The organism is Pseudomonas imperatae, assembly GCF_057128625.1.
In genome coordinates, this window is sequence record NZ_JBSKHP010000006.1 from 131,009 (window position 1) to 143,066 (window position 12,058).

General features: G+C 66.3%; 11 protein-coding genes. 5 read left to right on the forward strand and 6 right to left on the reverse strand.

The features are described 5' to 3' along the window. The first annotated feature begins 147 nt into the window (after nt 1–147). A complete protein-coding gene (locus ACWKWX_RS09890; protein ID WP_483827735.1) occupies nt 148–1,272 on the forward strand; it encodes an MFS transporter in 1,125 nt (374 codons plus the stop codon). A gap of 112 nt (nt 1,273–1,384) precedes the next feature. On the opposite strand, the gene ACWKWX_RS09895 is transcribed toward ACWKWX_RS09890, so the two are convergent. Beyond that, the gene (locus ACWKWX_RS09895) at nt 1,385–1,921 is read right to left on the reverse strand and encodes a DUF4946 domain-containing protein (RefSeq protein ID WP_483827659.1); all 537 of its coding nucleotides are present in this window, start codon (nt 1,919–1,921) and stop codon (nt 1,385–1,387) included. A 151-nt stretch (nt 1,922–2,072) separates the two neighbouring features. Between ACWKWX_RS09895 and copC the strand changes: the two genes are divergently transcribed. Beyond that, nucleotides 2,073–2,438 carry a copper homeostasis periplasmic binding protein CopC gene (gene copC, locus ACWKWX_RS09900; protein WP_416427601.1) on the forward strand — a complete coding sequence of 122 codons (366 nt, stop codon included), beginning with the start codon at nt 2,073–2,075 and terminating at the stop codon, nt 2,436–2,438. A gap of 4 nt (nt 2,439–2,442) precedes the next feature. Beyond that, on the forward strand, nt 2,443–3,306 hold the full coding sequence (gene copD / locus ACWKWX_RS09905) for a copper homeostasis membrane protein CopD (protein WP_483827660.1): 864 nt from the start codon (nt 2,443–2,445) through the stop codon (nt 3,304–3,306). Nucleotides 3,307–3,393: 87 nt separating this feature from the next. On the opposite strand, the gene ACWKWX_RS09910 is transcribed toward copD, so the two are convergent. After that, nucleotides 3,394–4,332, reverse strand: a complete 939-nt coding sequence (locus tag ACWKWX_RS09910; protein ID WP_483827661.1) for a site-specific integrase — start codon at nt 4,330–4,332, stop codon at nt 3,394–3,396. 184 nt (nt 4,333–4,516) lie between these two features. Between ACWKWX_RS09910 and ACWKWX_RS09915 the strand changes: the two genes are divergently transcribed. After that, nucleotides 4,517–6,139 (forward strand): NADP-dependent glyceraldehyde-3-phosphate dehydrogenase, encoded by a 1,623-nt coding sequence (locus ACWKWX_RS09915; protein WP_416424216.1) that lies wholly within the window; start codon nt 4,517–4,519, stop codon nt 6,137–6,139. A gap of 197 nt (nt 6,140–6,336) precedes the next feature. Here the strand turns inward: ACWKWX_RS09915 and ACWKWX_RS09920 are convergent, their stop codons facing one another. Next, nucleotides 6,337–6,795, reverse strand: a complete 459-nt coding sequence (locus tag ACWKWX_RS09920) for an REP-associated tyrosine transposase (protein WP_483827662.1) — start codon at nt 6,793–6,795, stop codon at nt 6,337–6,339. A 430-nt stretch (nt 6,796–7,225) separates the two neighbouring features. Between ACWKWX_RS09920 and ACWKWX_RS09925 the strand changes: the two genes are divergently transcribed. Beyond that, on the forward strand, nt 7,226–8,572 hold the full coding sequence (locus ACWKWX_RS09925) for an MFS transporter (protein ID WP_483827663.1): 1,347 nt from the start codon (nt 7,226–7,228) through the stop codon (nt 8,570–8,572). Nucleotides 8,573–8,644: 72 nt separating this feature from the next. Here ACWKWX_RS09925 and ACWKWX_RS09930 read toward each other — a convergent pair whose 3' ends face one another. The 3 genes from ACWKWX_RS09930 to ACWKWX_RS09940 all read right to left on the reverse strand — a co-directional run bounded on the left by ACWKWX_RS09930 (nt 8,645) and on the right by ACWKWX_RS09940 (nt 12,012). Next, nucleotides 8,645–9,826, reverse strand: coding sequence for an acetyl-CoA C-acetyltransferase (locus tag ACWKWX_RS09930; RefSeq protein WP_483827664.1), 1,182 nt, complete (start codon nt 9,824–9,826; stop codon nt 8,645–8,647). Between the two features lie 103 nt (nt 9,827–9,929). After that, on the reverse strand, nt 9,930–11,528 hold the full coding sequence (locus tag ACWKWX_RS09935; RefSeq protein ID WP_483827665.1) for a GMC family oxidoreductase: 1,599 nt from the start codon (nt 11,526–11,528) through the stop codon (nt 9,930–9,932). Beyond that, a complete protein-coding gene (locus ACWKWX_RS09940) occupies nt 11,521–12,012 on the reverse strand; it encodes a sugar dehydrogenase complex small subunit (protein ID WP_416424212.1) in 492 nt (163 codons plus the stop codon). The genes ACWKWX_RS09935 and ACWKWX_RS09940 overlap by 8 nt, the downstream gene beginning before the upstream one ends. Nucleotides 12,013–12,058 lie beyond the last annotated feature (46 nt).

Here is a 12,058-nt window from a genome sequence, read left to right on the forward strand (position 1 = left end):
GGTCGATTGCAGGCGATCAGCGGCACCTTCACTGGGCGAGCGGCCCCGTGCTGGGATACCCTTGCCAGCCTTCCCCGCCTGGCCACCGGAGCCGCCGTGACTGACTCTGCCCATCGCCCCACGCTCACTACCTCTACCCTGCTGGGTATCGCCCAGATCATCGCCTGGGGTGGTTCCTTCTATCTGATTGCCGTGCTCGCCGCGCCCGTGGTGGCCGACACGGGCTGGAGCCAGGCCTGGGTGTACGGCGCCCTGTCGCTGGCCATCCTGCTGTCGGGCCTGTTGGCGCCCAGCGTCGGCCGCCTGGTGGCGCGCCTGGGCGGCCGCCGGGTGCTGGTGGCCAGCGCGCCGATACTGGCCGCCGGCCTGGCACTGCTGGCGTTGGCGCCCAACCTGCCGTGCTTTTTGCTGGCCTGGGTGGTGATCGGCATCGGCATGGCTACAGGGCTCTATGACCCTTTGTTCGCGGCCCTGGGCCAGCGTTTCGGCAGCGACGCGCGCAGCGCCATCACCCAGATCACCCTGGTGTCGGGGTTCTGCACCTCGATCACCTGGCCGCTGGTGGCGGCGCTGGTGGCGCACCTGGGCTGGCGCGGCGCCTGCCTGACCTACAGCGGCCTGCTGCTGGTGATAGTGCTGCCGATTTACCTGCGCACCCTGCCTCCGCTGGCTGCCCTGCCCGCCAGCCACGCGGCGGCGCCCGGTGCCAGCGGCGCGGCGCCAGACCGCCGGGTATTCGTGCTGCTGACCGCCAGTTTCACCCTGGCGGCGGTGATTTTCACCGCAATTTCAGTGCAACTGATCAGCCTGCTGCAAAACCTCGGCTTCAGCCTTACGGCAGCCCTGGGCGTGGCCGCGCTGATCGGCCCCAGCCAGGTGGGCGTACGGGTGCTGCAGGTGGTGCTGGGGCGCAACGCGCACCCTATCTGGAGCACGCTGGCGTCGGTGCTGCTGGTGGCCGCGGGCCTGGCAGGGCTGCTGTTCGCGACCCAGTGGGCGCTGGTGGCTATCGTGGTGTACGGGTTGGGCAGCGGCATTCGTTCGATTGTGCGCGGCACCCTGCCCCTGGCGCTGTTTGGCCCGGCCACCTACGCCGTGGTGCTGGGCCGCATCGCGCGCCCGGTGTTGATTGCCCAGGCGCTGACGCCGCTGCTGGGTGGGTATCTGCAGGCACATTTCGGTGCCACGGCGACGTTGGCGGTGCTGGGGGTGCTGGCGTTGGTCAACGTGGGGACGGTGGTGGCGTTGCAGCGCCACATGCCACGCCACTGATGCCGTAGCCGCTGCCGCAGGCTGCGCTGGCCCTATGCCTCGCTGCACATCCTCAGCGTACGCGATGGCCAGCGCAGCCTGGCGGCAGCGGCTACGGACGATAGCGGCGGACTCATTGGGTTTGCTGCAATTTCAGGCCATCGCGAATCGCCTGCACCTGCGCCTCGTTGTCGGCATACCCCTGCGCCGACCCCGCATACGACAACGAATACGCCGCCCCCGGCGCACTTCCTGCCACCAGGGTCTGGGTCATCACGTGGCCGCCGTTGAGGCTGATCTTGCAGGTGGTTTCCACCGCGGCGATGTCGCCCAGCTTCGAGTCGTGAACCTTGGTGCACACGCTCTGGTAACCGCCATGGCTGAAGTTGATCTGCAGCGCCTTGCGCATTTCCAGCACCACGCCGCCCAGGTTCACCTGGTGGTCCGGCGCCAACGCCGTGCGGGTCAGCTCCACCACCATCTGCGGGTCACCGTTGGCGTCATTCTTCGCCGCGCGCTGGCGGTGCACGGCCGGGTCGCTGCCGGCGGGCAGCTCCTCGACGCTCCAGCCCGCCGGCCAGGTGATCACCACCTCGTCGGCCAGGGCCAGGGGCGCGGCCAGCAACAGGCCAAGGGCAAACAAGGTACAGCCACGGTGCGGGAAGGTCATGGAAAGCGCGGGGTCCGTTGAGAAAGGGGGCCGATGAAACCGCGAGCGTGACGCAACTTAGACTTCAAGTAAAACATTTCACCCGCCTGCTACCCTCAGATCGTGTTTAATTGCGCCTATTTAACTGCCCGAGGTACTGCATATGCCTGCCCTGCCCTTGAAAAAACTGCTGGGTGCCACCGCGCTGCTGCTTGGCTGCGCCGTGTCGCCGCTGGTGTTCGCCCATGCCCACCTGAAAAGCGCCACGCCGGCGGCCGACGCCACCGTCAGCGCCCCGGCCGAGCTGAGCCTGGTGTTCACCGAGGGCGTCGAGGAAAGCTTCACCAAGGTTGACCTCAGCCGCGACGGCGAGCCCGTGCTGGTCAAGAGCATCGCCACCCAGGGCGCCGACAAGAAGACCCTGATCGTCACCCCGGCCGCACCGCTGGCCGCAGGCACCTACACCGTGAAGTGGCATGCCCTGTCGGTGGACACCCACAACAGCGACGGCAGCTACAGCTTCAAGGTGGCCCCGTAACCCCATGAGTGCTTTGGTCGTCGTTCGTTTCGTGCATTTCTGCGTGGTGCTGCTGGTGTTCGGCACTTTGGTTTTCCGCCCGTTGCTGCTGGGCGACGCCCGCCAGCAGGCGCGCCTGCGCCAGTGGCTGGACCCGCTGCTGTGCCTGCTGGCCGGCATCGGCCTGATCACTGCGGTGGCCTGGCTGATGCTGACCGCCGCCGACATGTCCGGCAACTGGCAGTCGGCGCTCAACAGTGACGTGATCATGAAGGTGCTGACCCAGACCTTCTTCGGCAAGGCCTGGTTCGTGCACCTGTTTGCCAGCCTGGTGCTGCTGATGTGCCTGCGCATTCCCATGCGCCTGCCCACCTGGCTGCCCCTGGGCCTGAGCACCGTGCAACTGGCGACCCTGGCCCCGGTTGGCCACGCCGCCATGCTCAGTGGCGTGCCCGGCGCGCTGCTGATGCTCAACCAACTGGTGCACCTGCTGTGCGTGGCCGGCTGGATGGGCGCGCTGATGCTGCTGATGATCATCCAGGCACGCCCCGCTGGCTACGACCTGCGCGGCACCCTGCTGCGCTTCAGCGGTTATGGCCTGGTGCTGGTGGCCGGCATCCTGGTCACCGGCCTGATCAACGTGCGCGTGCTGACCGGTGCGCTGTGGCCCACGCCCATGGACTCGGGCTTTGCCCTGGTGCTGGCGGTGAAGGCCTCGATCGTGGCGTGCATGCTGGCGTTGGCACTGTTCAACCGCGCGGCGCTGGCCAATCAGCGCATTGCCCTGAACACCTTGCGCCAGACGGTGCTGGTGGAGTGGCTGCTGGGGTTGGGGGCGTTGGCGGCGGTGTCTTTGCTGGGTACGTTGAGCCCGGTGCCGTTGGTGTAGACAATAACCGTGGGAGCCGGCTTGCCGGCGAGCTTTTGACCTCAAAGGCTCGCTGGCAAGCCAGCTCCCACAGGCTGTCCATTACCCTTATAAATCGTAACGGTCTACCGCGCGGCGGCGTTCGTTGTCGTCGCGCACGTCGTAGTTGGCGGTGGTCTGGATATTGGTGTGGTGCGCCAGTTTCTGGGCGATGGACAGGTCGTGCTCCTCGATCACCCGGGTGATGAACGAGCGGCGGAAATCATGGGGCATGATCTTCACGCCGACCTGGGTGCCGCGCTGGCGGGCGATGTAATAGATCGCATGCTTGGTGATGCGCTCGCGGGTGATGTGGCTGCCGCGGCGGATGCGGTTGAACAGGAAGGTATCGTCCTGCTCGCCCTCGCCCAGGTGCTCGCGGCGAAACGCCAGCCAGGCTTCCAGCTTCTCGAACGCCCAGGCCGGGGCGTATTTCACCAGCTGCTTGTTGCCCTTGCCGGTAACCTGCAGGCTGCGTTCCTGGAAATCGACTTGCGCCAGGTCAAGGTTCACCGACTCCGACTTGCGCATGCCCGAACCGTACAGAATCGCGATCACCGCCGCGTCGCGCAGGCCCTGGGGCCGCGGGTCGGCGGCGCACACGTCCATCAGTTCGCGGATCAGCGTGCGCTTGAGGTTGCGGCCCTGGCTGAGCCGCGTGCCGGCGGCCGGCTTGACCGAGCGCATTTTCAGCAAGTGGTCCTGGTCGATCAGGCTCAGGCGCCAGGCCTCGTTCATCACCCCACGAATGGCGTTGACGTACAGCGACGAGGTGTTGGGCGCATAGCCATCGGTGCGCAGCGCGGCCACAAGGCCGGTGATATGGCCCGGCTGCAGCACGTGCCAGGGCACGTCGCGGATGTCGGTGTCGGCGAAGCCTAAGCGATCGGCGGCGTCCTGCAGCACGTATTTCATGGTCAGCTGGCTGGACGGCACCAGCCGCGCCAGGTACTGGACCAGGGGGTTGCGCACGTCCGGCAACGGGTCTAGGGCGGGGATTTCAGGCAAAACGCGGGGTTCCTCGTGGGCTTCAAAGCGCGGCCATGTTAACAGCCCCTGGCAAATGATGGGCGCTCACCCTTTTGCAGCAAGCTGATGAAAACCCGACCGATTTTGGTGCTGACACGTTTCAGCCGGCCCGCAATAGCGCTATGCTGATTTCTTTGTCCCGGTCATCCATGGAGGTAGCGTCATGAGCCAAGATCCACTGAGCAGTCTGTACCCCACAGCAGCGGATATCCCCGAGCAGTACCGCCTGAGCGGCCAGGTCGAGCAACGCGACTACCTGGTCGATGGCGAACTGCGCCGCTGGGAAGGCCCCCTGGCCACCGTCCGCAGCCCGATTTTCCTCGACACCCCCGAAGGCGACCAGCAGGTGATCCTGGGCAGCACGCCGCTGCTCGACGCCGATACCGCCCTGACCGCCCTGGACGCCGCCGTGCGCGCCTACGACAAGGGCCGCGGTGCCTGGCCGAACCTGCGCGTGGCCGAGCGTATTCGCCACGTCGAAGGCTTCCTGGCGCGCATGCGCGAGCAGCGCGACGCGGTGGTCAACCTGCTGATGTGGGAAATCGGCAAGAACCTCAAGGACTCGCAGAAAGAGTTCGACCGTACTTGCGACTACATCGTCGACACCATCAACGCCCTCAAGGACGTGGACCGCAAGTCCAGCCGCTTCGAGCTGGAACAGGACACCCTGGGCCAGATCCGTCGCGTGCCGCTGGGCGTGGCGCTGTGCATGGGCCCGTACAACTACCCGCTGAACGAGACCTTCACCACGCTGATCCCGGCGCTGATCATGGGCAACACCGTGGTGTTCAAGCCGGCCAAGTTCGGCGTGCTGCTGATTCGCCCGTTGCTGGAAGCGTTCCGCGACAGCTTCCCGGCCGGCGTCATCAACGTCATCTACGGCAGCGGCCGCGAGACCGTCAGCGCGCTGATGGCCAGCGGCAAGATCGACATCTTCGCGTTCATCGGCACCCACAAGGCCGCCAGCGACCTGAAGAAGCTGCACCCCAAGCCGCACCGCCTGCGCTCAGCCCTGGGCCTGGACGCCAAGAACCCCGGCATCATCCTGCCCGAGGTGGACCTGGACAACGCCGTCAACGAGGCCATCACCGGCTCGCTGTCGTTCAACGGCCAGCGCTGCACCGCGCTGAAGATCCTGTTCGTCCACGAGAACGTGGTGGGCAGCTTCATCGAGAAATTCAACCAGAAGTTGGCGGCGCTGAAGTCCGGCATGCCGTGGGACGCGGGCGTGTCGCTGACGCCGCTGCCGGAGTCGGGCAAGACCGAGTACCTGTCGGGCCTGGTCGCCGACGCCGAGGCCAAGGGCGCCAAGGTGGTGAACGCCGGTGGCGGTGCCATTCGTGGCAACTTCTTCTACCCGGCCGTGCTGTTCCCGGTCACCCCGCAGATGCGCGTGTACCAGGAAGAGCAGTTCGGCCCGGTAGTGCCGATCGTGCCGTTCCGTGACCTGGAGACCGTGATCGACTACGTGCTGGAGTCCGACTTCGGCCAGCAGGCGAGCATCTTCGGCACCGACGCCACCCAGGTGGGCAAGCTGGTGGACATCTTCGCCAACCAGGTCGGCCGCATCAACATCAACGCCCAATGCCAGCGTGGCCCGGACACCTACCCGTTCAACGGCCGCAAGAACTCGGCCGAAGGCACCCTGTCGGTGTTCGACGCCCTGCGCACCTTCTCGATTCGCACCCTGGTGGCCACCAAGTTCCAGGACGCGAACAAGACGTTGATCAGCGACATCATCCACGACCGGAAGTCGAACTTCCTGACCACGGATTACATCTTCTGATGTGATCGCCGGCGGGATGCGGCCTGCGGCGTGCCTGCAAAATCGCGGCGCCTGGGACGCGGCCTGTGGCCGCTGCTACAGAAGTTTTGCGTAGCAGCTGCCGAAGGCTGCGTCCGGCGGCGCACCTGCAGAATCGCGGCGCTCGGGACGCGGCCTGCGGTTTCGCGTAGCAGCTGCCGAAGGCTGCGTCCGGCTGGCTACAGCCAGACAGCATCCCACAGCGGATAATCGCCCAGGCGCTTCACCAGGCCGGCACGCAAGGGGTTGGCGACGACGTACCGCGCCATCTGCTTGAGGTTGTCTTCCTTGCGCAACGCACGGTCATGGTAGCCCTTTTGCCAGAAACGCCCGGTGCGGCCCAGATGCTGATTGATGCTCTGGCTACTGCGCGCCTTCACCCTGCACATGACTTCGCCCAACGACTTTTCTCGCAACGCCATCAACCAGTGAAAATGGTCCGGCATCACCACCCAGGCCAACGACTCGACCAGCCCTGCCTCGTGCGCCGAGCGCAGTTCATGGACCACCAACCGGCCCGCCCGCAACTGCTCGAAATATCGCGTGCGCCCCTCGGTCACCGTGGTGAGCAGATAGATGCGGCCCGGTTCGCTGCAACGGCCGGTGCGCAGTGTGTAGGCGCGGCGTTTGCCTTCCATGGTAATGCCTCCCTGGCTGAAGACAGTACGGTAATGGCGAGGCTGAGGAATGGCTACCTTGGGTGCGTTGCGGGGGATTTCGGACGCGGCCTGTGGCCGCTGCTACAAATACACCCGCGTGGACCCGCGAAATGGCGGTGTCCGGAAGTTTTTTGTGGGCGCCGCAGGCCGCGGGGAATGGTGGCCAGAGGCCTTGCAACCGGGCGGGATGTCGCAGGCTAGCGCCACGCAAACGGTTGCGCTATCGGTTTTCAGGTGCGATAACTAAAAAGGCAACGCGACTCGACACCCGATAAAAGCCAGAAACCACGCCCGCATCACTGTCGTTTTCCCGTCGTTTTATGACCGCTCACCTGAGCCTGCCCTTCAACCTCCTCGAGGCCATTCATTGGTGCGCCCAAGCACCTGCTGCACACAAGGAAACGGAACATTGAGCGATCAATCCACTCCGCACTCTCCCCTCGCCCGTCTATGCGCCAAAATCGGCATTCCCTACCCGCTGTTCTGGGGCTTCGTCGGCCTGTTGATCTTCATGATCGGCGACGGCGTCGAACTCGGTTACCTCTCGCCCTTCCTCGGCCAACGCGGCCTGCCTGAACACCAGATCGCCATGGTCTTCACCCTGTACGGGGTCACGGTCGGCATTTCCTCCTGGCTGGCCGGCGCACTGTCCAACCTCTGGGGCCCGAAACGGGTGATGACCCTCGGGCTGATCATCTGGAGCGTCTTCGAGGCACTGTTCCTCATCTACGGCCTGCAGAAGCTCAGCTACCCGATGATTCTGCTCACCTACGGCCTGCGCGGCTTCGGCTACCCGCTGTTCGCCTACGGCTTTCTGGTATGGATCGCTGCCGCCACGCCGTCACGCAAGATGGGCCTGGCCGTGGGCTGGTTCTGGGTGGCCTACGCGGCGGGTCTGCCCACCCTGGGCTCGCTGGTGGCAAGCATCAGCATCCCCATCATCGGCGCCCTGCAGACGTTCTGGCTGTCGTTCGGCCTGGTGGTTTTCGGCGGCATCATCGGCCTGGTAGGCATGCGTGAAAGCCATGGCCTGCAACGCCTGGCGCCCGAGGGTGAAAAACCGCTGGTGTCGATGGCGAAGAACATCACCATCATGTGGACCCAGCCCAAGGTGACCCTGGCCGGGCTGGTGCGGGTGATCAACACCGCGTCGATGTTCGGCTTCCTGGTGGTGCTGCCCGGTTTCTTCATGCACACCGTGGGCTTCACCCTGGAGCAATGGCTGCGCCTGCTGACCATCGTGTTCGTGTTCAACATCATCGGCAACATGGGTTCGAGCATCGTCAGCACACGCATCGGCTACCGCAACACCATCCTCTGGCTGGGCGCGGTGGGCAGTACCATCAGCACGCCGCTGTTCTTCTTCATGCCCCAGGCGTTCCCGCACAACTTCCTGCTGGCCTCGGTGTTCGGCGCGTTCTACGGCCTGACGCTGGCGTGCTTCGTGCCGCTGTCGGCGCTGGCACCGGCCCTGGCGCCGCAGAACAAGGCGGCGGCGTTGTCGGTGCTGAGCCTGGGTGCGGGTGCATCGACCTGGGTAGGCCCAGCCGTGGTGGCGATTTTCAGCGACCGTTACGGGCTGGAAGGCGTGGTGTGGGCGTTTTCGGGGCTGTATGCGCTGAGCGCGGTGATGATGGTGTTCCTGCGTGACCCGGAACCGGTGCATGAGCCGGTGCTGACCCAGGCCACGCGCCGGATCAAGGTGCGGGTGCCGCGGTTGGATTACCGCTGGGCCCATGCGACGCGGGCTGAGTAAGCGGCGCTGGTGACGCGGCCTGCGGCCGCTGCTACGGGGCTTGTAGCAGCGGCCAAAGGCCGCGTCCTGGCATTAAACCCGCTCCAACGCCAACGCCACACCCTGCCCGCCACCAATGCACAAGGTCGCCAGCCCCTTGCGCGCATCGCGCTTGATCATTTCATGCAGCAAGGTCACCAGCACGCGGCAGCCCGACGCGCCGATGGGGTGGCCCAGGGCGATGGCGCCGCCGTTGACGTTGACCTTGGCGGCGTTCCAGCCCAACTCCTGCCCCACCGACAACGCCTGCGCGGCGAAGGCTTCGTTGGCTTCGATCAGGTCCAACTGGTCGAGGGTCCAGCCGGCTTTCTGCAGGCAACGGCGGGTGGCGCTGACCGGGCCGATGCCCATGATGGCCGGGTCGACGCCGGCGTTGGCGTAGGCGGCGACGCGGGCCAGCACCGGCAGGTGCAGTTCCTGGGCCTTGGCAGCGCTCATCAGCAGCACGGCGGCCGCGCCGTCGTTCAGCGACGAGGCGTTGCCGGCCGTAACCGTACCGTCCTTCTTGAACGCCGGCTTGAGCTTGGCCAGGCTGTCGGCGGTGGTGCCGGCGCGTGGCTGCTCGTCGGTGGCGAAGGCGATGGGGTCGCCCTTGCGCTGGGGAATCAGGATGGGGGTGATCTCGGCGACGAAGCGCCCGCTCTCGATGGCGGCCGCAGCCTTGGCCTGGGACTGCGCGGCGAAGGCGTCCTGGGCTTCGCGGCTGATGCCGTATTTCTCCACCAGGTTCTCGGCGGTGATGCCCATGTGGTAGTCGTTGAAGGCATCCCACAGGCCGTCGCTGATCATGCTGTCGACCATGCTCGCGTGGCCCATGCGCAGCCCGGTGCGCGCGCCGGGCAGCACGTAGTTGGCCAGGCTCATGTTCTCCTGGCCGCCGGCGATGATCACGTCGGCGTCGCCGCAACGAATGGCCTGGGCCGCCAGGTGCAGGGCCTTGAGGCCCGAGCCGCAGACCTTGTTCAGGGTCATGGCCGGCACGGCCACGGGCAGGCCGGCCTTGATGGCGGCCTGGCGCGCTGGGTTCTGGCCGGCACCGGCGGTGAGCACCTGGCCAAGGATGACTTCGTCCACCAGGCTGCCGTCGAGGCCGGTCTGGGCCAACAGTTGGCGGATCACCGCGGCGCCCAGGTCGACGGCGGGAATGGTGGCCAGCGAGCCCTGGAAACTGCCGACCGCGGTGCGGGTGGCGGCGACGATGACGACGTCTTGCATGGTGTGAACCTCGTTGTTATTGGACGATTCGATACGATACGGGCATCGGTGGATTGTCACGCCATTAGATTATTTTGATAATTTTGTTTTTCAAAGCAGTTCATCAGCTTTGCTTATCAATGATCGCCTGCGCGCTGCGCAGCGCCAGGGCCACTGCCGTCAGCGTCGAGTTGACCGTGGCCGAGGTCGGCATCACCCCGGTGCCGCACAGGTACAAGTTGTCATGCTCATGGCAGCGGCCAAATCCGTCGCACACCGAGGTGCGTGGGTCGTGGCCCATGCCCAGGGTACCGGTGATGTGCTGGTTGTTGGAGAACTTGCCATCGGCGCTGTGGCGCAGGTTAGTGCCGCCCATTAGCTGGGCGATGCGCAGGAAGTCCTGGCGCGAAGCTTCGGCGCCGCGCCGGGTGTAGTCGTCTATCGCGTAGTGCAGGCGTGGCGTGGGCAGGCCCAGTTTGTCGCGGCGGTCGCTGAGGGTGACGCGGTTATCCGGGTGGGGCAGCAGCTCCAGCACGTCTTTCACGCTCATTTCGAAGGCGGCGCGGTGGCGCAACTGGGTCTTGAACGCTACGCCATAGACCCCAGCCTTGAGCAGCGCCTCGCTGGCCGTGTCGACCCGCGAGACGTTGGTGAAATCCAACCGGTAGGCGGCGCGATGGCGGCGGAAATCGCCGTCGCGCAGGGTGTTGATAGAACTGGGGCTTTGCGGGCCGCGGCCCAGCCAAAGCTCCTCGTCGGCGTCGAAACTCAACGAGGTGCTGGGGTGGTCCATGAGGTTGCGGCCCACCTGCCCCGAACCGTTGGCCAGGCCGTGGGGATAGCGGTCGCTGGCTGACATCAGCAGCAGCTTGGGGCTTTCGATGCCGTTGGCGGCGACGATAAAGGTCTGGCCGGTGACCCGATGGCTCTGCTTGTCCGGGTCATAGTAATGGGCGGCGACGATGCGCCCCTGGGCGTCGTGCTCCAGGCGATAGACCACGGCCTTGATCTGCAGGCGCACGCCCGCCGCCACGGCCTGCTGGATGGCGATGCCGCCGTGGTACTGGGCGTTGATCGGGCAAATGGGCTGGCAGCTGTTGCTGGCGCAGCACGGCGGCCGGCCATCGTAGACCTGGCTGTTGCGCGCCGCCGTGTTGCCCACCACGCTGTAGGCCGGCGCCAGGCGCTCGCGAATGCGCGCCATGGCGTAGGGCTCGGCCACCGGCGCCATGGGCAGCGGCTGGCTGCGCGGCGAGCCGGTGTTGGCGGCGCCGGACACGCCCATCAGCACCTCAGCCTGCTGGTAGAACGGCTCCAGGTCGGCGTAGGCCAGCGGCCAGTCGACACCCACGTCGTACAGGCTCTTCAGGCGAAAATCGTTGGGCAGCAGGCGCCAGGCCTGGGCCGCCCAGTGCCAACTGGTGCCGCCCACGCCGCGGATGTACTGGGTGTCGTAGGGGTACGGGCCGGCCTGGTCGAGGTAGCCGTTGGGCTCGGGCTGGTAGATAGGGTGCGGCGCCCAGTCGTGGTACGGGTACGGCGCCAGCCAGTCGTGCTTGCGCGGCGCGGCGCGAAACGCGGCCACCACCTGGGCGTGGTCGATGGGCCCGCCCGCCTCCAGGATCAGCACCGACAGCCCGCGCTCCGCCAGGCGCCTGGCCGCAGTTGAGCCAACGATGCCGCTGCCGATCACCACCACGTCGGCGCTCAGGACCTCAGGCATTGCCCGCCACCGGCTTTTGCGTCCAGCTGCCGTAGCCACCCAGGGCGAAGCTGGGCGGCTGCAGCACGTCGCTGACCATCTGTGCGTTCAATGCCTGCTCGTAGGCCACGCAGCGCGCCTGGGCGCCGCTGCCGACGATGCCCATGAACCAGGCGCGGGCGATGGCCCGGGGTACTTTGGCCAGCGGCGATTGTTCGCTGTCGAGGGTGTGCTGCAGGGTCTCGGGGCTGATGCGCCGCGCTTCGATCAGGCTCAGCAGTTGGCGGGCCTGCTGGGGAAAATCAGGGTGCAGGTCGCACAAGGCCCGGTACAGGGCGGCGGCCAGGCTGGCGTCCAGGGCCTGCTGGCCGGCGATCAGCGCCGACAGGGCGAGGAAATCGGCCTGGGCCGGGCTGTCGACCGGTTCAGCCAGGGCAAAGCCGATGTGCGAGGCCGTCCAGGCGCCCAGCATGGCCGTCAGCAGGGTTCGGCGGGTGGGGTTCATGGCATCCATTCTCCGGGGCATCGCTGTTGGAACACGGCGAGCCGGA